This window comes from Blastococcus sp. SYSU D00813 (assembly GCF_054050735.1).
Genome location: NZ_JBJGZX010000013.1, coordinates 78386 through 104408, shown reverse-complemented (window position 1 = coordinate 104408; position 26023 = coordinate 78386). Strand labels below are relative to the sequence as shown.

21 protein-coding genes and 1 tRNA gene are annotated in these 26023 nt (G+C 76.3%); 6 read left to right on the top strand and 16 right to left on the bottom strand.

Features of this window, described 5'->3' with window-relative positions; translation table 11 throughout:
* The first annotated feature begins 12 nt into the window (after positions 1–12).
* Both ACI8AX_RS11700 and ACI8AX_RS11695 read left to right on the top strand, forming a co-directional pair.
* Positions 13–915, top strand: a complete 903-nt coding sequence (locus ACI8AX_RS11700) for an alpha/beta fold hydrolase (RefSeq protein WP_456549981.1) — start codon at positions 13–15, stop codon at positions 913–915.
* 15 nt (positions 916–930) lie between these two features.
* On the top strand, positions 931–2052 hold the full coding sequence (locus ACI8AX_RS11695) for an NAD(P)/FAD-dependent oxidoreductase (protein ID WP_456549980.1): 1122 nt from the start codon (positions 931–933) through the stop codon (positions 2050–2052).
* Positions 2053–2055: 3 nt separating this feature from the next.
* Here ACI8AX_RS11695 and ACI8AX_RS11690 read toward each other — a convergent pair whose 3' ends face one another.
* Entirely contained in the window at positions 2056–3048 is a 993-nt protein-coding gene (locus ACI8AX_RS11690; protein WP_456549979.1) for a GGDEF domain-containing protein, read from the bottom strand.
* Positions 3049–3249: 201 nt separating this feature from the next.
* On the opposite strand from ACI8AX_RS11690, the gene ACI8AX_RS11685 reads away from it, so the two are divergent.
* Complete coding sequence (locus tag ACI8AX_RS11685; RefSeq protein ID WP_456549978.1) at positions 3250–4296, top strand: PH domain-containing protein; 1047 nt, start codon at positions 3250–3252, stop codon at positions 4294–4296.
* 51 nt (positions 4297–4347) lie between these two features.
* On the opposite strand, the gene ACI8AX_RS11680 is transcribed toward ACI8AX_RS11685, so the two are convergent.
* Together ACI8AX_RS11680 and ACI8AX_RS11675 are read right to left on the bottom strand one after the other, a co-directional pair.
* Entirely contained in the window at positions 4348–5115 is a 768-nt protein-coding gene (locus ACI8AX_RS11680; protein ID WP_456549977.1) for a tyrosine-protein phosphatase, read from the bottom strand.
* 41 nt (positions 5116–5156) lie between these two features.
* Positions 5157–5663, bottom strand: coding sequence for a MarR family winged helix-turn-helix transcriptional regulator (locus tag ACI8AX_RS11675; RefSeq protein ID WP_456549976.1), 507 nt, complete (start codon positions 5661–5663; stop codon positions 5157–5159).
* Between the two features lie 100 nt (positions 5664–5763).
* Here ACI8AX_RS11675 and ACI8AX_RS11670 point away from each other — a divergent pair, with 100 nt between their 5' ends.
* Positions 5764–6708, top strand: coding sequence for an NADP-dependent oxidoreductase (locus tag ACI8AX_RS11670; RefSeq protein ID WP_456549975.1), 945 nt, complete (start codon positions 5764–5766; stop codon positions 6706–6708).
* A gap of 20 nt (positions 6709–6728) precedes the next feature.
* On the opposite strand, the gene ACI8AX_RS11665 is transcribed toward ACI8AX_RS11670, so the two are convergent.
* Both ACI8AX_RS11665 and ACI8AX_RS11660 read right to left on the bottom strand, forming a co-directional pair.
* Positions 6729–6815: transfer RNA gene (locus ACI8AX_RS11665), tRNA-Ser, on the bottom strand.
* Positions 6816–6853: 38 nt separating this feature from the next.
* Positions 6854–8179: a PP2C family protein-serine/threonine phosphatase gene (locus ACI8AX_RS11660; protein WP_456549974.1), complete on the bottom strand. Its 1326-nt coding sequence runs from the start codon at positions 8177–8179 to the stop codon at positions 6854–6856.
* 239 nt (positions 8180–8418) lie between these two features.
* Here ACI8AX_RS11660 and ACI8AX_RS11655 point away from each other — a divergent pair, with 239 nt between their 5' ends.
* Together ACI8AX_RS11655 and ACI8AX_RS11650 are read left to right on the top strand one after the other, a co-directional pair.
* Positions 8419–10413, top strand: a complete 1995-nt coding sequence (locus ACI8AX_RS11655; protein ID WP_456549973.1) for a hypothetical protein — start codon at positions 8419–8421, stop codon at positions 10411–10413.
* Positions 10410–11087, top strand: a complete 678-nt coding sequence (locus ACI8AX_RS11650; RefSeq protein WP_456549972.1) for a DcrB-related protein — start codon at positions 10410–10412, stop codon at positions 11085–11087. The genes ACI8AX_RS11655 and ACI8AX_RS11650 overlap by 4 nt, the downstream gene beginning before the upstream one ends.
* Before the next feature lie 79 nt (positions 11088–11166).
* Here ACI8AX_RS11650 and ACI8AX_RS11645 read toward each other — a convergent pair whose 3' ends face one another.
* From ACI8AX_RS11645 to ACI8AX_RS11595, 11 genes are all read right to left on the bottom strand, one after another.
* Positions 11167–12255 carry an ABC transporter ATP-binding protein gene (locus tag ACI8AX_RS11645; protein ID WP_456549971.1) on the bottom strand — a complete coding sequence of 363 codons (1089 nt, stop codon included), beginning with the start codon at positions 12253–12255 and terminating at the stop codon, positions 11167–11169.
* Positions 12252–13307, bottom strand: coding sequence for an ABC transporter ATP-binding protein (locus ACI8AX_RS11640; protein ID WP_456549970.1), 1056 nt, complete (start codon positions 13305–13307; stop codon positions 12252–12254). The genes ACI8AX_RS11645 and ACI8AX_RS11640 overlap by 4 nt, the downstream gene beginning before the upstream one ends.
* Complete coding sequence (locus tag ACI8AX_RS11635) at positions 13304–14239, bottom strand: ABC transporter permease (protein ID WP_456549969.1); 936 nt, start codon at positions 14237–14239, stop codon at positions 13304–13306. Before ACI8AX_RS11635 ends, ACI8AX_RS11640 begins: the two co-directional genes overlap by 4 nt.
* Positions 14236–15168 carry an ABC transporter permease gene (locus tag ACI8AX_RS11630; RefSeq protein WP_456550005.1) on the bottom strand — a complete coding sequence of 311 codons (933 nt, stop codon included), beginning with the start codon at positions 15166–15168 and terminating at the stop codon, positions 14236–14238. Before ACI8AX_RS11630 ends, ACI8AX_RS11635 begins: the two co-directional genes overlap by 4 nt.
* Positions 15169–15176: 8 nt before the next feature.
* Positions 15177–16703 carry an ABC transporter substrate-binding protein gene (locus tag ACI8AX_RS11625; RefSeq protein ID WP_456549968.1) on the bottom strand — a complete coding sequence of 509 codons (1527 nt, stop codon included), beginning with the start codon at positions 16701–16703 and terminating at the stop codon, positions 15177–15179.
* Between the two features lie 138 nt (positions 16704–16841).
* Positions 16842–18329: a hypothetical protein gene (locus ACI8AX_RS11620; protein WP_456549967.1), complete on the bottom strand. Its 1488-nt coding sequence runs from the start codon at positions 18327–18329 to the stop codon at positions 16842–16844.
* Positions 18330–18536: 207 nt separating this feature from the next.
* Entirely contained in the window at positions 18537–20312 is a 1776-nt protein-coding gene (locus ACI8AX_RS11615; RefSeq protein WP_456549966.1) for a hypothetical protein, read from the bottom strand.
* Positions 20313–20627: 315 nt separating this feature from the next.
* Positions 20628–22373 (bottom strand): hypothetical protein, encoded by a 1746-nt coding sequence (locus ACI8AX_RS11610; protein WP_456549965.1) that lies wholly within the window; start codon positions 22371–22373, stop codon positions 20628–20630.
* 178 nt (positions 22374–22551) lie between these two features.
* On the bottom strand, positions 22552–23766 hold the full coding sequence (locus ACI8AX_RS11605; RefSeq protein WP_456549964.1) for an acyl-CoA dehydrogenase family protein: 1215 nt from the start codon (positions 23764–23766) through the stop codon (positions 22552–22554).
* A gap of 27 nt (positions 23767–23793) precedes the next feature.
* The gene (locus ACI8AX_RS11600; protein WP_456549963.1) at positions 23794–24648 is read right to left on the bottom strand and encodes a MaoC family dehydratase; all 855 of its coding nucleotides are present in this window, start codon (positions 24646–24648) and stop codon (positions 23794–23796) included.
* Between the two features lies 1 nt (position 24649).
* Positions 24650–25993, bottom strand: coding sequence for a 3-oxoacyl-ACP reductase (locus tag ACI8AX_RS11595; RefSeq protein ID WP_456549962.1), 1344 nt, complete (start codon positions 25991–25993; stop codon positions 24650–24652).
* Positions 25994–26023 lie beyond the last annotated feature (30 nt).

The following is a 26023-nucleotide window of genomic DNA, read 5'->3' as shown; positions in this document are numbered from 1 at the left end:
TCCACTGGACCGGTGCGGATCGTGCGCGACACCCGGGTGGTGCACGGCCACCTGCGGGCGTTCCTGCGCGCCGGCAGCGGCCCGCCGCTGCTGCTCATCCACGGCATCGGCAACAACGCGCAGACCTGGGCCGGCGTGCTGGGCCCGCTCGCCGAGCACCACACCGTCATCGCGCCGGACCTGCTCGGCCACGGCGACTCCGACAAGCCGCGCGGCGACTACTCGATCGCCGGCTACGCCAACGGCATGCGCGACCTGCTGTCGGTCCTCGACGTCGAGCAGGTCACCGTGGTCGGCCACTCGCTCGGCGGCGGGGTGGCCCTGCAGTTCGCCTACCAGTTCCCCGAGCGCTGCCAGCGGCTGGTGCTGGTCGGCAGCGGCGGGCTCGGCCCGGAGCTGTCGGCCACGCTGCGGGCGGCGACCCTTCCCGGCGCCGAGCTCGTGCTCACGGGGCTGGCCGGCGTCTCCGGCGTCCTGCGGGCGGGGCTGCGGGTGGTCGAGGGCGTCGGCCGGGTGGCCGGGTGGCGGCAGGCGCGGGACCTGGCCGAGGCCGGCGAGGCGCTGCTCGCGCTCAAGGACGTCGAGGCCCGCCGGGCGTTCCTGCGGACCCTGCGCAGCGTCGTCGACGCCCGCGGCCAGGCCGTGACCGCGCTCGACCGCCTCTACCTGGCCGACGCGATCCCGATGCTGGTCATCTGGGGCAGCCGCGACCCGATCGTGCCGACCAGCCACGCCGACGCCGTCCGCGCGCTCGTGCCCAGCGCCCGCGTCGAGGTCTTCGAGGGCGCCGGGCACTGGCCGCACGTCGACGACCCCGCGCGCTTCTGCCGCGTCGTGGCGGAGTTCCTCCGCGACACCGTGCCCGCCGCCCACGACCGGGACAGCTGGCGCGCGCTGCTGGCCCAGGACCGCTGATCTAGCGTCCCCCGGGTGGAGACCTGGGACGTCGTCGTCGTCGGGGGCGGCCCGGCGGGCGCGGCGGCGGCGCTCGCCGCGCGGCGGGCCGGCCTGACCGCGCTGGTCCTGGACCGCGCCGACTTCCCCCGCGACAAGGTGTGCGGCGACGGGATCGCCCCCGAGGCGCTCGACGTGCTCGCCGTCCTCGGCGCGGACCCGGACGCGCTGGTCGACGGGTACCCGGCCGTGCCGCGGCTGTCGCTGCGGGCGCCGCGCGGCGCGGTGGTCGAGCGGGAGACCGCCCGCCCGTCGCACGTCGTCCCCCGGGAGGTGCTGGACGCGCGCATCCTGCAGGCAGGGCTGGCCGCCGGCGCGGCCTTCCGCCGCCACCGGGTCCGGTCGCTGGTGGTCGAGGACGGCGGGGTGGTGGTCGACGACGCCGTCCGCGCGGGCGTGCTCGTCGGGGCGGACGGCGCCGAGTCCGTCGTCCGCCGGGCGCTCGGGCTGCCGCGCACGCGCGACGACCGCATCGCCGTCGCCATCCGCGGTTACGCGCCCGAGCCACGGCTGCGGCCGGGCGCGCAGGCGCTGGTGCTGACCGAGCAGCGGTGGCCGGCCTACGCGTGGTCGTTCCCGCTGGGCGACGGGCGGGCCAACGTCGGCTACGGCGAGCTGGTGTCGGGCGGGGCGAGCCGGGCCGAGCTGGTCGCCGGCCTGCACCGCCTGCTGCCCGGTGTCGAGCCGGGGGAGCTGCGCGCGCACCGGCTGCCGCTGTCGACCGGCCGGCGCCGGCAGCCCGACGGCCGGGTGCTGCTCGCCGGGGACGCCGCCTCGCTGATCAACCCGCTGACCGGCGAGGGGATCTTCTACGCCGTCCTGTCCGGGGCGCTCGCGGGGGCCGCCGCCGCGGCGGGCGCGGACGCCGGGGCGGCCTACCGCGCGGCGCTGGAGCGGCGGCTGGGCGGCCACCTGCGGGCGACGACGACGGCCTCGCAGCTGTCGCGGTGGCCGCGGCTGATGGACGCCGCCGTCCGCGGCGCCGCCGCCGACCAGCGGGTGTTCGACGACGTCGTCGCACTCGGCCTGGCCGACGGCCGGCTCACCGCGCGGACGCTCGCCGCCGCGGCGCGGAACCTGCGGGGCCCGCGGTCCTGACGGCTAGCCGGCGACCGCGACCCGGTCGCGGCCGTCGCGCTTGGCCGCGTACAGGGCGGCGTCCGCCGCGGCGTACAGGGTGCGGACGTCGCCCGAGCGCACGGGCGCGTGCGCGACGCCGACGCTGACCGAGAGCGCGAGCAGCCCGCCGTCGGGCAGCCGCAGCGGCGTCGCGCGCACCGACTGCAGCAGCGCCTCGGCCCGCTCGGTGGCGACCCGCGGCGGGCAGCCCGGCAGCAGGACGGCGAGCTCGTCCCCGCCGAGCCGGCTCAGCACGGCGTCCCCGGCGCGGACCACCCGGCGCACCAGCCCGGCGAGGTGGATCAGCGCGTCGTCGCCGACGGGGTGGCCGTGGCGGTCGTTGATCTGCTTGAAGGAGTCGACGTCGAGCAGCACCAGCGCGGTGCCCTCGCGGTGCGGCGCCCGGTCGAGGGCGTGCTCGAGGGCCTCCTCGAAGACCCGCCGGTTGAGCAGCCCGGTCAGGGAGTCGACCGTCGCCTGCTGCTGCAGCGCGGCGACCAGCCGGTCCTGCACCGCGGCGGCCCGGTCCAGCATGGCCGCCGTCACCACGAGCACCGCGCCGAAGAAGACGACGTCGACCAGCGCCTCGGTCAGGGGGAGCAGGAGCAGCAGGCTGACCGCGTCGCCCGCGATCGCCGCCCCGGTGACGACGACGACCGCCCCGCGCCGCAGGTGGGTGGCCGCCCACAGCACCGGGAACGCCAGGAACGCCTGCGCGGCGGCCGACGGGTCGCGGGTCAGCACGTTCATCACGCAGACGAGCAGCGCCCCGCCGACGCCGATGGCGACGAACGCCCCGCGCCGGTCGAGCGTCTCGGGACGGGCCAGCCGGCACACCCCGGCCACGCCCAGGAGGACGAGCGCACCGCCGACCGACGCCGCCCGCGACGTCGCGCTGACCGCGTTGGGCCCGAAGCCGGTGAAGACGACCAGGACGACGGCGCACACGCAGACGATCAGGACGGCGGAGCGCACGGTGCTCCGCGCGTCGCGTGCCCGGAAGGTCGACGGCAGCCTCACCCCCGGGGAATCGGCACCGGCCCGTTCCCGCAGGAGGCCGCCACCACCCGTCCGGGGGAGTCCGCGCACCGCGTCCGGAGGTGTTCCCGAGCGGGCGGGCCGCTGGCACAGTGTCGCGGTCACCGGGGAGGTCCCGGGAACTTGGAGGGACATCTGATGGTCGACGCGAGCTGGCTGCCCGACCCGAGCGGGTCGCACGAGCTGCGCTACTGGAACGGCAGCGCCTGGACCGAGCACGTCTCGGACCAGGGGACGACGGGCATCGACGCGCCGAGCCCGGACCTGCCGCTGCCCGGTGCCGCGGCCCCGCCGCCCCCGCCGCCGCCGGGTGACGCGAACGTGCAGTACTACGGCTCGTCGGAGGCCGGCTTCGCGCAGCCGGACCAGACCCAGCCGGCCGGCTACGGCGCGACGGCCGCCGGCACCGCCGCGCAGCAGCCGTACGGGCAGCCGCAGTACGGCCAGCAGCAGCCCTACGCCCAGCCCCAGCAGGCGCCGGCGGCCAAGCCCAGCTGGAAGGACCGCCTCAAGCAGGTGGCCGACCAGGGCAAGGCCGTGGCGGAGCAGGGCAAGGCCAAGCTCGCCGAGCAGTCGGCCAAGCGCACCGAGCAGTGGGCCAACGACCCGAACACGCTGTGGTTCGGCGAGAGCAAGGGCGGCGCCACCGGCGCGGCCGGCGTCGCGAAGGCGCGGTACCGGATCACCAAGGACCGCATCTGGATCGAGAGCGGCCTGCTCGGCACCCGCACCGAGAGCGTGCCGCTGTGGGCGGTCCGCGACATGGACATCCGGCAGGCGGTCTGGCAGCGCGGCAAGGACGTCGGCGACCTCGTCCTCGGCCTCGACGACCCGGCGTACGGCGTCTCGCAGGACACCTTCAACCTGACCGGCGTCCTCGAGAGCGGGACCACGAGCGGCCAGGTCGTCCTCGACAACATCGAGAACCCGCACCACGTGTTCGACCTGCTGTCCCCGCTGGTGAGCGAGGCGCGGCACAAGAAGACGATGGAGCGGCAGTCGCAGTACGTGCACCACGTGAACCCGGGGATGGCCTACGGCGCCCCGCAGCCGCCGGCGCCCGCCCCGCAGGCCGAGGCCAAGCCGGACCTGGTGGAGCAGCTGCGCAAGCTCGGCGAGCTGCGCGACGCCGGGATCCTCACCGAGGAGGAGTTCGCCGCGCAGAAGGCCAAGCTGCTCGGCTGAGCGTCGTCCGTCCCCCGGCCCGTCCCGCACCCGCGGGGCGGGCCGGGGGCGTCAGCGGTCGGGGTCGACCGCCCGCCGGCGCAGCAGCTCGACCAGCCCGTCGGTCAGCCCGGCGGCGCGCAGGGGCTGCAGCGGGTCGCCGTGCCGGGCGCGGAGCGCGGCCAGTGCGGTCTCCATGGCCGTCGCGGAGAAGTCCTGACCGATCGCGGTGCGGGTGAACGTGTTCCGGTCGACGCCGTGCGCGGCGAGGATCGCACTCATGAGCGGCTGCAGCCGGCGCCCGATCGCCTCGATGTTGGCGCCGGTGAGCGCGTAGTCGGCCACGACGTCGTCGTCGTCCGCGCCGAGGGTCAGCAGGAACGCCGCAGCCAGGACCCCCGTCCGGTCCTTGCCGGCCGAGCAGTGGAACGCCGCGGCCCCGGGCGTCACGGCGAGCACGGCCAGGGCCGTGACGATGTTCGCGGCGGCCGAGGAGAACAGGTCGGCGTACATGCCGCCCATGCCGACCGGGTCCCGCGGGTCGACCCCGGCGCCCGGACCGGAGGACGGCCGCAGGCCGGGCATCAGCGGCAGGTGGTGGTAGGCGACGGGGAGCTCGCCGAAGACCCCGCGGCCGGTGGCGCGGACCTCGCCGGGGGTGCGCAGGTCGATCACCGCGGCCAGCCCCTGCTCGACCAGCGTCTCGGCGTCCTCGCGCGGGGTGAGGGACAGGTCGTCGGCGCGGATGGCCACGCCCCGGCGCACCGTGCCGCCCGCCGCCGGGATGCCCCCGAGGTCGCGCAGGTTCACGGGCGCCGACAGCACCGAGTCCTCGATCACGGGTCAGTCGTACACGCCCGGCGGGTCCCGTGGGCGGGTCCTCAGGCTCCCGACCTGCGGCGGCGGGGCGCCGCCGAGCGGGGTGGCGCCGCCCGCATGTGGTCGCGCACCGGGGTGAGCAGGTCGGCGAGGGCCGCCACGTCCTCGCGCGAGAGCGGCGCCAGGAGCAGGTCGCGGACGACGGCCACGTGGCCGGGCAGGACGTCGGCGAGCAGCGCACGCCCGGCGTCGGTGATGGTGACGGTGACGCCGCGCTCGTCGTCGGGCGACGGCGCACGGACCACCAGCCCCGCCTGCTCGAGCAGCCCCGCCTGGTAGGTCAGGCCGCTGCGGCTGTAGACGACGCCGTCGGCCAGGTCGGTCATGCGGCTGCTGCCGGACGGCGAGTCCAGGCCCAGGCGGGCCAGCAGCTGGAACTGCACGTAGCTCAGCCCGCCGGCCTCCTTCAGCTGCTGCTCGACCGCGTGCCGCAGCAGCCCGGCGACCTCCATCAGCGCGAAGTAGGCGCCGAGCTGGACGCGGTCGAGCGGCGGCGGGTCGTCGGCCATGCCGGGAGCCTACTTGCTTCGAATCCGAAGCAGGTCTACCGTCGCCGACAGCTACTTCGAATTCGAAGCAGCCCGATGCGACTCAGAGTGAGGTCCGGTCATGAAGGCAGTGCGTTTCCACCGGTACGGCGACCCCGACGTCCTGCGCCTCGAGGACGTGGCGCTGCCCGTCCCCGGCGAGGGCCAGGTGCGCGTCCGCGTCGCCGGGACGTCGTTCAACGGCGTCGACGGCAACATCCGGGCCGGGTTCATGCAGGGCCCCATCCCCGTGGCGCTGCCGCACACGCCTGGTCTCGACGTCGCCGGCACGGTCGACGCCCTCGGCGCCGGCGTGGACGGCGTCGCGGTCGGCGACCGGGTCGTCGGCTTCCTGCCGATGACCGGGACCGGCGCCGCGGCGGAGTACGTCCTCGCGCCGGCCGAGATCCTGGCGCCGGCGCCGGCGAGCATCCCGCTGGCCGACGCGGCCGCGCTGCCGGTGGTCGGGCTCACCGCGTGGCAGGCGCTGTTCGACCACGGCGGGCTCACCGCCGGGCAGCGCGTGCTGGTCAACGGCGCGGGCGGGGCCGTCGGCGGCTACGCCGTCCAGCTGGCCGCGCGGGCCGGGGCGCAGGTGGTCGCGACGGCCGGGCCGGGCAGCGCCGCGCGCGTCCGGGCGGCCGGAGCCGACGAGGTGGTCGACCACACCACCACCGACGTGACCGCGGCCGGCATCGAGCCGGTCGACCTGGCGCTCAACCTGGCGCCGGTGGAGCCCGCCCGGCTGGCCGCCCTCGTGGGCCTGGTCCGGCCCGGCGGCGTCCTGGTCAACACGACGGTGTGGATGCCCGCCCCCGGCGACGAGGAGCGGGGTGTCCGCGGCGTCGACCTGTTCGTCCGCAGCGACGCCGGGCAGCTGGCGCAGCTGTCGGCACTGGTCGACGGCGGCGAGCTGCGGGTCGACGTCGCGGAGCGGGTCCCGCTCGAGGAGCTGCCCGCCGTCCACGCGCGCGCCGCCGCCGGCGGGCTGACCGGCAAGGTCGTCGTCCTCGCGCCGGCGGCCTGAGGGCCGCGCCGGGTGCGGAGCGGAGGGCGTGGGATTCGAACCCACGATGGGTGTAACCCCATAGCGGTTTTCAAGACCGCCGCCATCGGCCACTAGGCGAGCCCTCCTGGCGACCCGAGGCTAGCGTCCCGGGCGCTCCTGGCGGTCAGGCCGCCGGGAGCACCCGGATCGCGAGGGCGGCGATGTCGTCCTCGTGGCGGTCGAGCACCGGCTCCAGCGCGCGGTCCAGCAGCGTCTCCGGGTCGGCGTCCCCCGCCGCCGACACGCTGGCCACCAGCTCGGCGAGCCCGGCGTCGATGCTGCGGCCGCTGGTGCGCCGCTCGAGCAGCCCGTCGGTGTAGAGCAGCAGGGTGGAGGCCGGCGGCAGCTCCACGGTGTGGTCCCCGCGCGGGCGGTCCGGGTCGACGCCCACCAGCAGGTCCGGCGGGGTGGCGAGCACCCGGACGTCCCCGCCGGGCGTGACCAGCAGCGGCGGCGGGTGGCCGGCGTTGGTCCACCGGACCCGCCGGTGCCCGCGCCGGGCGCCGGGCTCGATGCGGGCCAGCAGGATCGAGGCGATGGCCTGCACCGGCAGCTGCGCCAGGGCCCGGTCCAGCCGGGTCATCGTCTCCGACGGCACCTCGGAGCGGTCGACGGCGTACCCGCGCAGCAGCGTCCGCAGCTGGCTCATGTCCGCCGCGGCGGCGATGTCGTGGCCCACGGTGTCGCCGATCGCGAGCACGGTGGCGTCCTCCGGCGTGCAGAACCCGTCGTACCAGTCGCCACCCACCTGGTCGGCCGAGTGGGCGGGCAGGTACCGGCCGGCCAGGGCCAGGCCCAGCGGCGTGGGCAGCCGGGGCAGCATGGCCCGCTGCAGCGTCTCGGCCATGCGGCTGCGCTCGGCCAGCAGCTGCCGGGTGCGCTCGACCTCGCGGCGGGCGACGTCGGCGGCGCGGACGGCACGGGCCTCCATGATCCGCAGGCGCAGCGCGTCGGAGCAGGCCCCGGCGAGGTCGGCCAGCACCGCCAGGTCGGCGTCGGTCCAGGTGCGCGGCCGGGTGTCGATGGCGCACAGCGACCCGACGACGCGGCCGTCGACGTCGGTCAGCGGCATGCCGGCGTACGCGACGACCCCGAGCTCGGGGACGGCGAGGTTGTCGGCGACCAGCGGGTGCACGCGGGCGTCGCGAACGACCAGCGGGCGGGCCGAGGCGACGACGTGCTGGCAGAACGAGTGGCTCAACGGCGTCCGCCGGGTGGTGGCCCACGGCTCGGGCAGCCCGGCGGCGCCCGGGAAGACCTGCTCGGTGGCGGTCACCAGCGACACCAGCGCCACCGGCACACCCAGCTGGAGCCGGACGAGCCGGACGAACCGCTCGAACGCCTCGTCCGACGCCTCCGACACGGGCGCGTCGTCCGGCAGCGGGAGGCAGCCGGCCAGGACCGGCACGGGCAGCGGGTCGTCGGCCGGCGGCACGGCGGGCAGCGCCACGGACTCCCGCCTCCCGTTCGGACGACACGAGGCGCGGCCTGTCACCGCAGCCCGCCGCCACCCTAGACCCCGGCGCGGGGGCCTCGGCGCCGTCAGCAGCCGGCCGCCGTCGACGTCGACGACCTGCCCGTCCACCACGCGCCGAGGTCGGGGGACGGCGGCGCGGCCCGGAGCGCCCGCCGACCCCAGGCCCTCGTGGCATGCTGCGGCGACCGCCCGCGCGACGAGCAGGAGTGCCCGTGCCGACCCCGTACGCCAGCGTCGGCGGCGACGACACCGACCTGGCGCAGCACGCGCTCGCGGTGCGCCGCAGCCGCCTCCCCCTGTCGCCGACCGTGGAGGGCGTGACCTTCCACCTCGACGTCGACCCCAGCGGCGCGCTGCTCGGGGTCACCTCGGCCGAGGGGGACGGCGACAGCGCGGTCCCCGGCTTCTGGGCCGCGCCGGTCACGGCCGTGGTCGTCCGCGACCTGCTGGCCGACCGCGAGGACTTCTGGCGGTCGCGGCTGGTGGCCGAGGTCCCCGGTGCGGAGCCGGTGCCGGTGGTCACCGGGCTGGTCGACCTCGCCCACGCCGGCCCGGGCGCCTACCGCCGGGGCCGCACCGTGCGGCTGCGGCTGTCGCTGGCCGCCGAGCGGGTGACGACCGGGGGCACGGACCGGCCGGCGGCGCTGTCCTGCGCCGCGAACCAGCCGGTCGCCGAGGTCACCGGCGTCGTCCGCGCGGCGGCCCGGCGGACGTCGGGCCGCACCGGCCGGGCCTTCACCGTGCTCACCGTCGAGACCTCCGGGCTGGCCCTCGACGTGTGCGCTGCTCCCGAGGTGCTCGCCGAGGTCCCCGCGGCCGGGACGACGGTGACCGCGGCCGGCCGGCTGACCGCCGTCTTCGCCGGGACGGTCGGGGAGCTGGCGCCCGAGCTCTCCCCCGACCCCGAGCCGCCGCTGGTGGTGACCGCCCGTCCGCCGACGGTCCCGCAGGCGCAGGCGCCGCTCGGCGTCCCCGGCTCCGGCGACCGGCCGGTCTCCACGCCGGTGCTCGAGCTCGCCCGGCACCCCGGGGTGCTCGCCCCGCTGGTGCACACCGCGGGCGCCACCGAGGCCGGGGTGCTGGCCGCCTGCGCGGACTGGGAGGGCCGCTGGCAGCTGCGCCGGTTCCCGCCGGGCGCCACCGCCCCCGATGCCGGGCTCGACCTGCCCGGCGCCCCGCAGCAGTGCGTCGTCCACCGCGGCGGGGCCGCCGTCCTGGTCGGCCGGGAGCTGCTGGTGCTGGACGCGGGGCTGGAGCTGCTGCACCGGGCGACCTTCCCGCCGGAGGGCGCGCTGCAGCTCGTGGCCTCCCCCGCGACGGTGCACGTGCTCGTCACCGAGGCGGCCGGGCCGGCCGACGCGCCCGACGACGCCGGCCGGCGCGCCGCGGCGCAGGGCGCGACGGTGCACCGCTACAAGCTGCACCGGCTGGAGCTGGCCCGGCTCGCCGACCCGATGGGCAACCCCTGGCAGAAGACCGACCTTCCGGTGAGCGGGATCTACCCCGCCTCGGCGCCGACCGAGCTGCCCGGCTGGGTCGAGCCGACGCCGGCCGACACCCGCGGCGAGGGCTTCTGGTTCGCCGTCCCCGGTCGCGACGCGTGGGACCGCCCGGCGCAGCACCACCTCACCGTCACCGCCGAGGGGGCCCTGGCGTTGCAGACCGACTCCGGCGGACCGCCGTGGACCACCGCCCGGCTCCGGCACGGCGACCTGCTGCTCACCGGGGACTCCGCCGGACCGGCGGTCGACGGCGCCCGACCCCCGTCGGCCGGCCGGGTGGGCACCCGCCTGCTGCCCGGCCCGGTGCCCGCGGCCGTCGCCGTGGCCGCCGACGGCTCGGGCACCGAGCTGTACGAGCTCCGCGACGGGGCGTGGACGTCGATCGCCACCACCCCGAGGAGCGCGCAGGGCAGCGCGGCGACCGACCCGCGCACCGGCGCCCGCTGGTACGCGCTCGCCGGGCCCGAGCAGCCGGCGGTCCTGTGCGTGGGAACCGGTGGGGCGCCCCTGCGCCCGGTCCTGCAGACCCGGGAGCCGGTGACCGTCGTGGCCGCCGCCGGGGACGCCGTCGTGGTCACCGCGCCGCTCCCGGGAGCGCCGCTGCTCGACCTGCGCGACGGCCGGCTGACCGCACCCGGCCGGCCGGCCCCGCCGGGAGCCCTGCGCTCCCTGCCCGCGCTGCTGCAGGTGGGGACGGCGTCGTGAGCGGGCCGACGCAGAACACGAGCCGGCTGCGCGCGGCGGTGCCCGAGGGCTGGTCGGTCACCGAGTCGTGGACGCTGCGGGCGCCCGACGGCCAGGCGGACGTCGTGGTGACGCGCGAGCCGCTGCCGCCCGACGTCGGCACCGAGCAGTACGCGCAGGGCCGGGGCGACCGGCTGGCCGCCGAGTACCCGCAGTACCAGCAGCACGCGCTCACCGTCGTGCCGCTGGCCTCGGGCCCGGCCTACGCGCGGCTGTTCTCCTGGACGGCCTCCGGTGGCACGCGGGTGGTGCAGGTGCAGGTCTGCGCGACCGCGGGCGGCACCGGCGTCACCGCGACCGCCACGGCCCCGGCGGCCTCGTACGGGTCGGTCGCCGAGGTGCTCGACGGGGTGCTGCGCTCGGTCGCGCTCGACCTCCCTGCCGCGCCGGCCCCGGAGCCGGAGCCGGCCCCGGTGCCGGCCGAGCCGGTCGATCCGGCCCCGGTGCCGGTCGAGCCGGTCGAGCCGGCGCCGGCCGCCGAGCTGGTCGCGCCGGAGCCCGAGCCCGGGCCCCCACCCGCCGGAGAGCCCGAGCCGCCCGCTCCCCCCGCCACGGGGTCCACGTCGGCGACGGTCATGGTCCAGCTCCCGCCGCGGCCGCCGTCCCCGCCGTCCCCACCGCGACCGCAGCCCTAGCGCACTGTGCGGGCGGGTCCCGGACCCCACCGGCCCGATCCCGCCCGCGACGTCCGGAACGCGCCCGGGGAGTGGCCGGTCAGCCGGCCTCCCGTCCCGCCGGGCGGGGCGCGCGGGCGGCGTCGGCCGGTGCGGGACCCTCCGGGACGTCGTCCTCCCGGGCCACCGGCGTGCCGACGACGCCGTGCAGGTGGCAGGCCGCGACGTGGCCCGGCGCCGACCCGACCGGTTGCAGGGCCGGGTCGACGTCCGGGCACGGCTCGAAGGCCGAGGGGCAGCGCGTGCGGAAGCGGCAGCCGCTGGGCACCGCCGAGGGCGAGGGGACGTCACCGCGCAGCACGATCCGCTGCCGGGACCGCTCCAGCTCCGGGTGCGGCACCGGCACCGCCGAGAGCAGCGCCTGGGTGTAGGGCATCTGCGGGTCCCCGCCGACCGCCTCCGCGGGCCCGATCTCGACGACCCGCCCGAGGTACATGACCGCGATCCGGTCGGCGACGTGCCGGACCGCCGACAGGTCGTGCGAGACGAACAGCAGGGTCAGCCCCAGCTGCCGCTGCAGGCGGCGGAGCAGGTTGAGCACCTGGGCCTGCACGCTCACGTCGAGGGAGGCGATGGCCTCGTCGCAGACCAGGAAGTCCGGCTCGCCGGCCAGCGCCCGGGCGATGCCGACCCGCTGCCGCTGGCCGCCGGAGAACTCGTGCGGGTAGCGGCCGGCGACGGCCGGGTCCAGGCCGACCAGCTCCAGCAGCTCCGCCACCCGGGCGGCGCGCTCGCGGCGGCCGGAGCGCAGCCGGTGCACCTCCAGCGGCTCGGACACCGTCTGGGCGACCGTGCGGCGGGGGTCGAGCGAGGCGAACGGGTCCTGGAACACCATGCCGGCCCGGCGGCGCAGCTCCCGCAGCTCGCGCCGGCCCAGTGCGGTGACGTCGGTGCCGTCGAAGGTCACCGTGCCGCCGGTCGGCTCGACCAGCCGCAGCAGCGCGTTGCCCAGCGTGGACTTGCCGCAGCCGGACTCCCCCACCAGGCCGAGGGTCTCGCCCCGGCGGATGTCGAGGTCCACGCCGTCGACCGCGCGGACGGCGCCGGTGCCCCGCCGCAGGACCCCACCCCCGCGGACCGGGAAGTGCACCTCGAGGCCGCGCACGGAGACCAGGACGTCGTCCGTCATCGCGGGCCCTCCCCGCACCAGGTGGCCGCCCGGTGCGCCGGCCCGGGGGAGCCTTTCGCGCGCGAAGTGCTCTCCACCGGAGGGACTTCCGCGCGCGGGGTGCTCCCCACCTCGGCCAGGGGCGGCTGCTCGGTCTCGCACCGGGTGTCGCCGCGCACCGGGCAGCGCGGCCAGAACACGCACCCGGCCGGCAGGTCCGTCGGCGGCGGCGGGACCCCGGGGATGGTGGCCAGGTCGCGCCGGCTCCCGTCGGCCAGCGGCTCGGCGAGGTCGGGCAGGGCGCCGAGCAGGCCGCGGGTGTAGGGGTGGGCCGGCCGCTCCAGGACGTCGTCCACCGTGCCGTCCTCCACGCACCGCCCGCCGTACATCACCAGGACCCGGTCGGCGATCCCCGCGACGACGCCGAGGTCGTGGGTGATCCAGACGACGCCGGTGCCGTGCTCGGTCTGCAGCCGCTCGACCAGGTCGAGGATCTGCGCCTGCACGGTGACGTCGAGGGCGGTGGTGGCCTCGTCGGCGACCAGCAGCGCCGGTGAGTTGCTCAGCGCGATGGCGATCATGACGCGCTGGCGCATCCCGCCGGAGAGCTCGTGCGGGTACCGGTCGACCGCCCTCCCCGGGTCGGGCAGCCCCACCTCCGCCAGGAGCTCCACGGCGCGGGCCCGGGCGGCCTGCTTGGACACCCGCTGGTGCGCGCGGATGCCCTCGACCAGCTGCCGGCCCACCGTCAGCACCGGGTTGAGGGAGGTCATCGGGTCCTGGAACACCATGCCCATGCCCGGTCCGCGGACCCGCCGCAGCCGGTCCGGCGGCATGGCCAGCAGGTCCTCGCCGTTGAGCAGGGCCCGGCCGGTCACCGTCGCCGTCCCGGCCGGGAGCAGCCCCATGAGCGCCAGCACCGAGACGCTCTTGCCGCTGCCCGACTCCCCCACCACCGCGACCGTCTCGCCGGGCCCGACGGTGTAGTCCAGCCCGTTGACCACGTGCGCCGTCCCCCGCGGGGTGCGCAGCCGCACCCGCAGGTCCTCGACCTCCAGCACCGGGGAGCTCATCGGCCGCCCCCGGCCATCAGCGTCCGCTGCCGCGGGTCGAGCACGTCGCGCAGCCCGTCGCCGAGCAGGTTGAAGCACAGGACCGTCAGCACGATCGCCAGGCCCGGGAACACCGAGTACCACCAGGCCTGGTCGATGAAGCCGCGGCTGTCGGAGAGCATCAGCCCCCACGAGGGGTCGGGCCGCTGCGGCCCCAGGCCGAGGAACGACAGCGCCGCCTCGGCCAGGACGGCGAACGCGAGGCTGATCGAGGTCTGCACGATGATCGGCGGCGCGGCGTTGGGCAGCACGTGCCGGGTGATCAGCCGTAGGTCCGAGGCGCCCACCGACCGCGAGGCGCGCACGTACACCTCCTCGCGGACGCCCAGCACGCTGGCGCGGGTGACCCGGGCGAAGATCGGCACGTAGACGATGCCGATGGCGAGGACCGCGTTGGTGGGGCCGGCGCCGCGGATCCCGACGATGGCGATGGCCAGCAGCACCGCGGGGAAGGCGAAGAGCACGTCCATCAGCCGCATGAGGACGTCGTCCACCCACCGGCCGTAGTAGCCGGCCAGCAGCCCGATCAGCGTGCCGACCACCAGGGCGAACGCCACGGACAGGAAGCCGACGCGCAGCGACGTCGCGGCGCCCAGGACCACCCGGCTGAGGATGTCGCGGCCGAACTCGTCGGTGCCGAACGGGTGGTCCCAGCTCGGCGGCTGCAGGCTGCGGGACTGGTCCTGGTCGTTGGGCCCGTCGGGGGCGAGGGTCTCGTCGAGGACGGCGACCAGGACGATCGCGATCAGCACGAGCGCCGAGACGGCCGCCGTCGGGTTGCGCGCCAGCAGGCCCAGCGTCTCCCGCCAGCGGGGGCGGGCCGGGCGGCTGGGCGGCAGCTCGGCCGGCGGCGGCTCGGCGGGGTTCGCCCCGGGGGTCGGCAGCTGGGTCATCGGCGGGAGATCCTCGGGTCGATCCGGCTGTAGAGCAGGTCCACCAGCAGGTTGATCACCAGGAACACGAGGGCGAACAGCAGGACCGCGCCCTGCAGCACCGGGAAGTCGCGGTCGCGGACCGCCTGCAGCGCGAGCTGCCCGAGCCCGGGCCAGGAGAAGACGATCTCCACGACCACGACGCCGGACAGCAGGTAGGCCAGCTGGACGCCGGTGACGGTGACCAGCGGCAGCAGGGCGTTGCGCAGCACGTGCCAGCCGAGCACCTGCCGGGTCGGCAGCCCCTTGGCCTGCGCCGTCCGCACGTGGTCGGAGCCCAGCGCCTCGAGCATGCTCGACCGGACGAAGCGGGTGATCACCGAGCCGGAGACGACGCCGGTGGCGACCGCCGGCAGCACGAGCCGCTCGAGCCAGCCCAGCGGGTCCTCGGTCAGCGAGACGTAGCCGCCCGAGGGCAGCCAGCCCAGCGTCCCGGCGAACAGCAGGATCAGCATGATCGACAGCCAGAAGTCCGGCACCGAGATGCCGATCTGGCTGAGCACGGTGGCGATCCGGTCGACGAACGACCGCGGGTGCAGCGCCGAGAGCATGCCCAGCGGCAGCGCGATGACCAGGGCGACGACCAGCGCCGCGAAGGCCAGCGTCAGGGTGGCCGGCAGCCGCTCGGCGATCATGGAGTTCACGGTCTGCCCGGTGCGGAAGCTGACGCCGAGGTCGCCGGTGAGGGCGTTGCCCGCCCAGCGGAAGTACTGCTGGACCAGCGGCAGGTCCAGCCCGCTGCGCTCGCGGAGGGCGTCGTAGGTCTCCTGGGAGAACCGGGTGCCCAGCGCGCGCCGGATCGGGTCGCCCCGGACGAGGTGGATCAGCGAGAAGACGAGGACGCTGACCCCGACCAGGACGACGAGCGCCTGGCCGACCCGCCGGAGCAGGTAACCGGTCAGGGCAGCTCCACGTTCTCGAAGTTGATCGCCGCGTCGGCGCGCACCTCGTAGCCGGTCAGCCCCGGCGCCCAGGCCTGCACCTCGTCGGGGTTGTAGAGGTACAGGTAGGAGACGTCGTCGACGATGATCCGGGCGGCCTGGTCGTAGAGGTCCTTGCGGGCGGTCTCGTCGACCTCGGTGGCCGCCGCGGTGAGCAGCTGGTCGACCTGCGGGTTGCTGTAGCCCTGGTAGTTGCTGCCGCCGGTGGACAGGTGCTGGTTCTCGTAGAAGTCGGCCGGGTCGATGTTGCCGATCCAGCTGAGCATGAAGGCGTCGAAGTCGCCGTCGCCCTGCCGGGCCAGCCAGGTGGCGAAGTCCTCCTCCTGGATCTCCACCTCGATGCCGACCGGCTCGAGCTGGGCGGCGATGACCTGCGCAGCGGCCACCGTCTCGGGGTACTCGTCGGTGACCATCAGCCCCATCGTCAGCGGGGTCTGCACCCCCGCCTGCTCCAGCAGCTGCCGCGCGGCCTCCTGGTCCGGCTCGAACGGGGCGTAGTCGGTGTACCAGGGGCTGCCCTCGGGGATCGCCGTCTGGTTGACCTGGGCGGCGCCGAACCGGGCGGCCTGGGTGACCTCGTCGCGGTCGATGGCGGTGGCGATGGCCCGGCGGACGTCCCGGTTGTCGAACGGCGGGACGGCGTAGTTCATCGACAGGTAGAAGTACTCGACGCTGGTGACCGAGCCGAGCTCCACCTCGTCGTCGCCCTCGAGGGACTCGACGTTCTGCGGCGGCACGTTGTCGGTCCACCGCACCTCGCCGTTGCGCAGCGCGGTGAGCGCCGAGGTCGGCTCGCTGATGTAGCGGAACTCCACGCCGCCGATGCTCGGCGCGTCGCCCCAGTAGTCGTCGAAGGTGGTCAGCACGGTGCTGTTGGCGTCGGAGCTCTCCAGCCGGAAGGGGCCGGTGCCGTTCGCCTCCGACTGCAGGTCGAACTCGTCGGCGGCGCCCTCGGAGACGATCGCCATGCCCTTGAAGGCGCCGATCTGCTCGAGCAGGTTCGGCGTGGGCCGGGTCAGCGTGATGACGACGGTCCGCGGGTCGGGCGCGGTCACGTCGGCGACCGTCTCGAACCGGTAGGAGTTGGACAGCTCCTCGTCGATGATCCGGCGGTAGCTGTAGACCACGTCGGCGGAGTCGAACTCGCTGCCGTCGTGGAAGGTGACGCCGTCGCGGAGGGTGAACGTCCAGCTCAGCTGGTCGTCGCTGGTGGTCCACGACTCCGCCAGGCTCGGCTCCATCGTCAGGTCCTGCGCGTTGGGGACCACGAGGGTGTCGTAGACGTTCTCCAGCACCTGGAAGCTCGCGTAGGCGTTGGTGACGTGCGGGTCGAACTGGTCGGGCTCGGCGCTGACCGCGGCGACCAGCACGTCGTCCCCACCGCCCCCGCCGCCTCCGCCGGTGTCGACCTCGTCGCCTCCTCCGCAGCTGGCCAGGACCAGCACGCCGGCGGTGAGCAGGGGCAGCAGTCGGGTCGTGCGCACGGGGACCTCCGAGCGGCTCGGCGACGTCGTCCGTCCCCGACCCTGCTCCTGGTGCCCGGAGCCCGCAGGGTGGGGCGGCGATCGTCACCCGCTCGTTACAGCCCCCGGGCCGGCCGTCCCGGGGTCCGGCCGGGCGCGCTACCCGGTGGGACGGCGACGCCGGCCGGCGAGGGTGAGGACGCCGCCGAGCACGAGCGCCGCCGCCCCGGTCACGGCCGGGCCGGTGACCTCGACGCCGGTGTAGGCCAGCGCGACGCCCGTCCCCGCACGGGCGGCCGGCGCCGCCCCGGCGACGGTCACCGCCGACACGAGGGAGCGGGCGTCCCCGGCCGGGCCGACCCCGACGGCGGCGAGCGTGTGCGCGCCGGGCGCCAGCCCCGCGGGCAGCACGACGGTGCCGGAGAACGCGCCGGTCGCGTCGGTGACCACCGTCCCGAGGACCGTCGGCGTGGAGTAGACGACGAGGGTCACGGTCGAGTGCGGCAGGAAGCCGGCGCCGCGCACGGGCAGCGATCCGCCGGGGACCGCCGAGGTGGGGACGTCGAGCGGCCCGGCAGCCGGCGGCACCGCCGCCGGGACGGCGGGTGCGGGCACCACCGCGGTGGTGACCGGGGCAGCCGGCACGGTCACGAACTCGCCGGCCGGCCCCACCGAGGAGACGACGACGCCGTAGGCCACCCCGGCCGGGACGCCGATCAGGCAGCCGGTCACGCCGGCCGCGACGTCGCAGACGACCGGGGCCCCGCCGCCGACGGGGGTCGCGACGACGCGGTAGCCGGTGATGCCGGCGGCGTCCGCGGGCGGCGTCCAGCCGACGGCGAGCGAGGACGTGCCCGGCGTCGCCGTGACGCCGGTCGGCGTGCCCAGCTGCAGCAGCAGCGAGGCCGCGACGAAGTCCGCGTCGTCGGTCGGGCTCGGGCCGGTGGCGCTCGTCGCGCGGACGCCGACGACGTGGTCGGCGCGGGGCAGGCCGTCGACGGTGGCGTACAGGGCGGCGTCGCCGTCCTCCTGCCAGGTGGTCACGGGCACCCAGGTCTCGCCGCCGTCGGTGCTGGCCTCGTAGCCGGTGACCCGGTCGAGCCCGCTGCCCGGCTCGTGCGGGGAGGGCAGGAACCGCAGGGTCAGCGCGTCCGGGCCGTCCGGGGTGACCGACTGGAGGTTGGGGCTGCGCGGCTTGAGGCACGGGAGGAACTCGTAGGTGACCCGGCCCTGGTCCTCGGCCTGGTACGGCTGCGCGGCGTCGGGGTCGGTGGTGCTCAGGAGGGTCTCGGGGGTGCCGCCCGCGGCCAGGACCTCCGACGGGACGCCCGTGGGCGACCCGGTCAGGCCCGGAGCCAGGAGGAGCTGCTCCCCGCTGGACACGTCCACGGCGGCGAAGACGGCGCGCTGGGCGGCCGGGTCGTCGCCGGCCCCGGAGACCAGGTCGAGGGTGACGGCGCACTGCCCGGCGGGGACGGTCACCGGGACCACACCCAGGCCGGGCGCTGCGACGACGGTCCCGCCCAGCCCGTCGGGCGCGGCCACGGCGGCGGGGGCCGCGACGGCGGCGCCGGCCAGGGCGGCCGCGAACGCGGCGGTGACGATGCTCGCCCGGCGGCTGCCCGGGCTCCGGTGGGACACGTGCACGCCTACTCCTCGGGATCGCCCGCGGTTCACTGGACATGACGGTTCGTGTCGTTCACCTCACCAGGCGTGCTCATCCGCCCGAGCGGGTGACGCCCCGTACTGGCACCAGCGAGGCGTTCCGTTATCTGACCGTTATCAATTCGGCTGCCAGAACGCGGCCGGCCGCCGTCCCCGGGGAGGGACGGCGGCCGCCGGGTGCAGCGGGCGCTACTCGGCCGTGCGGCGACGCCGGCCGGCGAGGACCAGCCCGCCGCCGACGGCGAGGGCGGCCAGGCCACCGATCGCCGGGACGGCGACGTCGGCACCGGTGTAGGCCAGACCCCCGCCGGCGCCCGTGCCACCACCGGCGGCACCGCCGGTGACCGTGATGGGCAGGGTCACGAACCGCGGGTTCCCCGCGGCGTCGACCCCGGAGGCGACCAGTGTGTGCGCACCGGAGACCAGGCCCGCCGGGATCACGACGCTGACCTCCCAGTGGCCGTCGACGTCGGCGGTCGTGTGGCCGAGCACCTGCGGCGTCGAGTAGACGATCAGCGTCACGGTCGACCCCGGCAGGTAGCCGTCGCCGGACAGGGTGACCGTGGAGCCCGCGCCCACCACTCCTGAGCCGCCGTCCGTCCGCGAGATGGAGCCGTCCGAGGCCGGGACCGTCGCCGGGACCGACGGCGCGGCCGGAGCCCCGACGGGGACGACGACGGAGTCCGCACCGTAGTGGCCCCACGCGTCGACGGTGGTGACCACGACGCTGTAGGTGAAGCCCACCTGGGTGTCGAGACCGATCAGGCAGGAGAACACGTCCGTGGTGCTGCAGACGTTCTCCCGCCCGCCGAACTCACCGCCGGAGTAGATGAGGTCGACGTCGTAGTGGTCGACCCCATAGGTGCCGGGGGTGGCGACGGGATCCCAGTCCACCCGGACCGAGGCGACGCCCGGGTCGACGCTGACGCCGGTGGGCGGGCTCGCCGGGACGAACGGCCGCGCCGTGACGACCTCGCCGGCCGGGCCGGGCACTCCGTCCGCGTTGAGTGCGCGGACGGCGATCTCGTACTCCTGCCCGTTGACGACGGTCGTGACGCCGGAGAGCAGGAACGACTCGCGCTGCCAGGCCTCGTCCCAGGCGGTGGCGACGGGCTCGAACGCGCCGCCGTCGACGCTGACCTCGTAGGAGGCGGGGTCGCCCGTGGCCTCACCATCGCCCCAGGTCTCGGTGAAGCGCACGAGCGCCTCACCGTCGCGGTCCTCGGCCGTCACGTCGTCGGGCGCCGGCGGCGCCGGCTCGACGACCTCCTCCTCACACGGGGTCAGGACGGCCTCGACGACGCCGCTCCACCCGTCGTAGTCGGAGACGCCCGCGCTGAGGCCCTCGTCGCCGGCCATGTCGAAGCCGTTGACCCCGCCGCCGGCACCGCTTCCCATGCCCGCGTCGGCCATGCCGCCGGCGCCGCCGGCAGCCCGGATGAAGCCGCCGCCGGGACCGGCGACCGACGTCCCGCCACCGCCGCCACCCCCCGCGCCGGAGGGCACGGGCACGAGCGCCCCGCCCGGACCGGTGGGCGCCATCGTCATCCCCGTCGCGCCGGCCGCCCCCGCCGGGTCGCCGGCCCCGCCGGCGCCGGGGGTCGTGCCCAGGCCGTCGGCACCGGCGTCACCGAGGACGGGCGTGTACGTGCCCGGGACCGCGTCGGTGAGCCCGGCGACGATCCCGCCCGCCGCGCCGGCGCCGCCGGTGCCGGCGCCGCCGGCACCGCCGAGGACGAACCAGTCGATGGAGCAGTAGCCGGTCGGGACCTCGAAGGAGCCCTCGATCAGCTGGTAGTCGTCGGCCACGCGGTCCGGATCGGTGGAGAAGGCCAGCATCGGCAGCGGTGACGGCGGCGGCGCGGCCTGCGCGACACCACCGACGCCGAGGACGCTGGTGGACGCGGCGATCGCGCCGACGGCCGCGAGGCCGAGCGCGCGCCGGGACGGTGCTGCGAGGTGCACGGGAACTCCCCGAGATGCGCCCGGTCGCGCCGGGCTCGCCGGCCCGGGGTCCCCGGGCCTCGGCGGAACGGGACCACGCCGCCGGCTCCCGGCACGCCACGCCGCACGGCACGGAACGCCTGGGGCGTCACGAGACCGGATCGTGACCGGCGGACGGGAAAGCGCAGGTCAGCGGGGCGCGACTCCAGCCGGAAGTCGACGAACCGGAGGGGACGCCGTTGTGCGGATCAGTTCAGCCCGATCGCGTTCCGGCCGCCGGACGCGACAGCGGCCGCCGTCCCGGAGGGGGACGGCGGCCGCCGTGGGGTGCTGTGACTACTCGGCCGCAGCGGCCCGCTTGCGCCGCCCGGCGAGGACGAGCCCGCCGCCGATGGCGAGGGCGGCCAGGCCGCCGATCGCCGGCAGGGCGACGTCGGCGCCGGTGTAGGCGAGCCCACCCGACGAGCCGCCCGAGGAGCCGCCCGAGGAGCCGCCCGCGGCACCGGCCGGGGCCGCGGTCCCGCCGGTGACCGTGACCGGCAGGGTCAGGTAGCGCGGGTTGCCGTCGGCGTCGACGCCGGAGGCCACCAGGGTGTGCGTGCCGTCGGCCAGCCCGGCGGGCAGCGTGACGGTGAGCTCCCAGCGACCGTCGACGCCGGCGGTCGTGTGCCCGAGCACCTGCGGCGCCGAGTAGATCGCCACCGTGACCGTGGAGCCGATCAGGTACCCGTCACCCGACAGCGTCACCGACGAGCCCGCGGGCAGCGAGCCGGTGCCGCCGTCGCCCCGGACGATGGTGCCGTCCGAGGCCGGGACCGTCGCCGGGACCGCCGGGGAGGCGGGGCCGGCCACGGGGACGACGACGGAGTCCTCCCCGCGGTGCCCGTGGTCGTCGACCGACGTCACGACCACGCTGTAGGCGAACCCGACCTCGGTGTCGAGGCCGATGAGGCAGGAGAAGACGTCGGTCGTCTGGCAGACGTTCTCCCGGCCGCTGGTCCCGTTGCCCGAGTAGACGAGGTCGACCTCGTAGTGGTCGACGCCGTAGGTGCCCGGGTCGGCGACCGGGTCCCAGTCCACCCGCACCGAGGCGACGCCCGGGGTGGCGGTCACGGCGGTCGGCGGTCCGGCGGTCACGAACGGGCGGGCGGTGACGGGCTCGGTCGGCGCGCCGGCGAGACCCTCGTGGTTGAGCGCCCGCACCTGGATCTCGTAGGCCTCGCCGTTCTCCAGACCGGTCACCGGGAAGGACACGCGCTGGTGCGCCTCGTCCCACGCCGTGGTCGCCGGCAGCCACGGGCCGCCGTCGACCCGGTACTCGTAGGACTCCGGGTCGCCCGTGGTCTCGCCGTCGCCGAAGGTCTGCGCGAAGCGGACCAGGGTCTCGCCGTCGCCGTCCTCCACCGTCACGTCGTCGGGCACGCCCGGCGCCGGCGCGGCCTCGTCCACCTGGCACGGCAGGAGGGTCGCCTCGACGAACCCGGCGCCGACCCGGCCGGTGGGGGCGACGGACATCTCGGCGTCCGCGGGGGTGAACCCGCTCGTGCCGCCACCGGCACCGCCCGCGGCGCCGCCGACGCCCACGCCGTCGCCACCCGCCGCTGTGATCGACAGGCCGCCGGGGCCGGTGACCTGGGTGCTGCCGCCACCGCCGCCGGTCGCGGCGCCGGCGCCGTCCTGACCGGGCGTGGCGCCGGTGCCGCCGGCCCCGCCCGCCTCGGGGGTCCCGGGTGAGCCGAGCCCCCCGACGACGACGGTGTAGGTCCCCGGGGTGGCGGGCCCGATGCCGGTCACCTCGTCGGCGGAGGTGCCGGCGTCGCCGGAGCCGTCGGAGCTGGAGCCGCCCTGGCCGCCGACGACGGCCCACTCGATGCCGCAGTAGCCCTCCTGCACGTCGAAGGAGCCGTCGATGACGGTGGCGCCGTAGGTGGCGCGTGCGGGGTCGGTGGAGAAGGTGATCTCCGGCAGGGGTGCCGGAGCGGCCTGGGCGATGCCGCCCAGGACGAGGACGGACGACGACGCGGCTATCGCACTGGCGGCTGCGAGGCCGAGCGCACGCCGGGTCAGGGGCGCGATCTGCACGGGAACTCCCGGGTCTGTGCCCGGTACGCGCCGGGCTCGCTCGTCCGGTGTGCCGGACGAGGCGAGACGAGACCATGTGGCCCGCGATGAGCGGGAGGCGTTCTCGCGCCGAAAGACGATGAACCGAGCAGCTCCTCCTTGTCGAGATCTGCCCGTTTCAGACCCCACACGTCACTGTTCAGCGCAACTGTGCACCAGAGATGGTCCGCGCGATGACCAGCCGCTGGATCTCCGACGTCCCCTCGAAGATCGTGTAGATCTTGGCGTCGCGGGCCATCCGCTCGACCGGGTACTCGCGGGTGTAGCCGTTCCCGCCGAGGATCTGCATCGCCTTCTCGGTCACCCGGACGGCGGTCTCGCCGGCGACCAGCTTGGACATCGAGCCCTCGGCGGCGGTGAACCGCTCGCCGACCCGCGCCATCCAGGCGGCCCGCCAGACGAGCAGCCGGGCGGCGTCGATCGACGTCTTCATGTCGGCGAGCATGAAGGCGATCGCCTGGTTCTCGACGATCGGCTTCCCGAACTGCTCGCGCTGCTTGGCGTACTCGAGCGCGTAGTCGTACGCGGCGCGGGCGACGCCGACGGCCTGGGCGCCGACGGCCGGGCGGGTGCGCTCGAAGGTGGCCATCGACGGCTGCGTGCGGCCGGTGCGCGCGCCCTCGCGGGCCCGGGCCAGCCGCTCCTCGAGCTTCTCCCGGCCCCCGAGCAGGCAGTCGCCGGGGATGCGGCAGTCCTCGAGCACCACCTCGGCCGTGTGCGAGGCGCGGATGCCGTGCTTGAGGAACTTCTGCCCCTGGCTGATGCCCTTCGTGCCCGGGGGCACGACGAAGCTGGCGTGCCCGCGCGCCCGCAGCTGCGGGTCGACGACGGCGTTCACCACGTGGATGTCGGCGATGCCGCCGTTGGTCGCCCACGTCTTGGTGCCGTTGAGCACCCACTCGCCGGTCGCCTCGTCGTAGACGGCGCGGGTGCGCATCGCGCCGACGTCGGACCCGGCGTCGGGCTCGCTCGAGCAGAAGGCGGCCACCTTGGGCTCGGCCTCGGTGCCGAACATCGCCGGGATCCACGTGCCCACCTGCTCGTCGGTGCCGTTGGCCCGCACCGACGCCGCGGCCAGCGTGGTGCCGACGATCGCCAGCCCGATCCCGGCATCACCCCAGAAGAGCTCCTCCATGGTGATCGGGATGCCGAGGCCCGACTCGTCGAACCACTGGGTGGCGAAGAAGTCCAGCGAGTAGAGGCCGATCTTCGCCGCCTCCTGCAGCACCGGCCACGGGAACGCCTCGCGCTCGTCGTAGTCGGCGGCCGCCGGGCGGACGACGTCCGCGGCGAAGTCGTGCACCCACTTCTGCAGCTCGGTCTGGTCGGGGGTCAGGTCGAACGACACGGGCATGCGGGCGGTCTCCTCGGTCGGGGTGGCTCAGAGCGGGCGGGTGGTGCCGAACAGGTGCTCGGTGCCGGCCTTCGCGTTGCGGACGGCGAGGTCCCACCCCGCACCGCGGGGCGCGGTGGCGAGGGTGACCGTCGAGGGCAGGAACAGCGGCTTGCGGAAGGCGACGTCGACGGCGACCGCGTCGGGCAGGCGGCCCGACAGCGCAGCCAGGGCCCGGGCCTTCACCCACATGCCGTGCGCGATCGCCCGCTTGAAGCCGAAGGCCTTGGCGGTGAGCCCGGACAGGTGGATCGGGTTCACGTCGCCGGAGACGGCGGCGTACCGGCGGCCGGCGTCGTCGGGCACCCGCCAGGTGATCGTGCCGGGCGGGAGGTCGGCGACGTCCACCTCGACGTCGGCGTCCGGCGCGCCCTCCGGCGCCGTCGCGCCGCGCGCCAGGTAGGTCGACCGGCCCCGCCACACCTCGGCACCGCCGGCGGAGACAGAGGCGCACAGGTCGACGGTCGCCCCGCTGCGGTGCCGGGCGAAGCGCTCGGCCCACACCTCCAGGTCGAGGGCCTCCCCCAGCCCGACCGGCCGCAGCTGCTCGACCCGGTTGCGCACGTGCACGAGACCGGGCAGCGCCAGCGGGAAGGAGCGGTCGGTCATCAGCGCGACCTGCAGCGGGAACGCCAGCACGTGCGGGTAGGTCACCGGCGACGCGTCGGCCAGCGGGAAGCGGCACACGCGGGCGTAGGCGGCCACCTCGGCCGGGTCGACCGGGACGCCACGGCGGGCCAGCCGGGTGTCCGGCAGGCCGCCGCCGCGGCCACGGGCGGTGAGCGCGGCGCGGGCGAACAGCGCCGCCATGTTGGGCGGCGCGTCGAGCACGGTCGTGCCCACGTCAGGCCCCCAGCATCGACTGGCCGCAGACCCGCACGACCTGGCCGTTGACGCCGGCGCTGCCCGGCTGGGACAGCCAGGCGATCGTCTCGGCGACGTCGACGGGCAGGCCGCCCTGCTGCAGCGAGTTGATCCGCGAGCCCACCTCCCGGGTGCCGAACGGCATCTTCGCGGTCATCTCGGTGACGATGAACCCGGGCGCGACGGCGTTGATGGTGGCCCCGCGTGCGGCGAACGCCGGCGCCCAGGCGCGGACCATGCCGATGATCCCGGCCTTGCTCGCCGCGTAGTTGGTCTGGCCGCGGTTGCCGGCGATGCCCGACTGCGAGCTGACGCAGACCACGCGGGCGTTCTCGCGCAGCAGCCCGTCGGCGGCCAGCAACGCCTCGGTGATGTCGAGCTGGGCCTGCAGGTTCACCGCCATGACCGAGTTCCAGCGGGCGGCGTCCATGTTGACCAGCAGCTTGTCGCGGGTGATCCCGGCGTTGTGGACGACGACGTCGACCCCGCCGTGCCGCTCCCGCAGGTGCTCCACCAGCCGGGCCGGCGCGTCGGCGGCGGTGATGTCGAGCTGGAACGCCGTCCCGCCGATCTCGTTGGCGACCTCGGCCAGCGACTCCCCCGCCGCCGGCACGTCGACGGCGACGACGTGGGCGCCGTCGCGCGCCATCACCCGGGCGATCGCGGCACCGATGCCGCGCGCCGCCCCGGTGACGACGGCGACCTCGCCCGCCAGCGGCCGCTCCGCGTCCCCACCGGCGGGGACGTCGGCGGCCGACAGGGTGAGCACCTGCCCGTCGACGTATGCCGAGCGGCCGGAGAGGAAGAAGCGGACCGGGGAGGCGAGCGCGACCTCGGCGCCCTCGGGCACGTACACGAGGTTGGACGTCGAGCCGTTCAGCAGCTCCTTGCCGATGGAGCGGACCAGCCCGTCGAGCGCCTGCCGGGCCGCGGCCGTGGCCGGGGAGTCGGTGGCCGCGGGCGGGTCGGCCAGGACCAGCACCCGGCCCGAGGGCCGCAGCCGCTTGACCGCCGGGGCGAGGAACTCGTGCGCCGCGGCCAGCTGGCCGGGGGCCGTCACGCCGGTCGCGTCGAGGAGGACGGCGGCCGGCTTCTCGCCGTCGGGGTCCACCGCCGGGAGCAGGGTCACGTCGGCGTCGGCCAGCACCCGGGTCAGGGTGTCGCGGAGCCGGCCCTCGCCGGCCGTGCCGACGACGGCCGGACCGGGCAGCAGGGACTGGCCGGGCTCGTACCGGCGCAGCACCGCCGGGCGGGGCAGGCCCAGCTGCCTGGTGATCGTCGTGCCGAGGCCGGAGTTGGCGAAGTCGCGGTACCAGTCGCTCACGGGAGGTGCTCCTTCCGGGTCGTCCGTGCG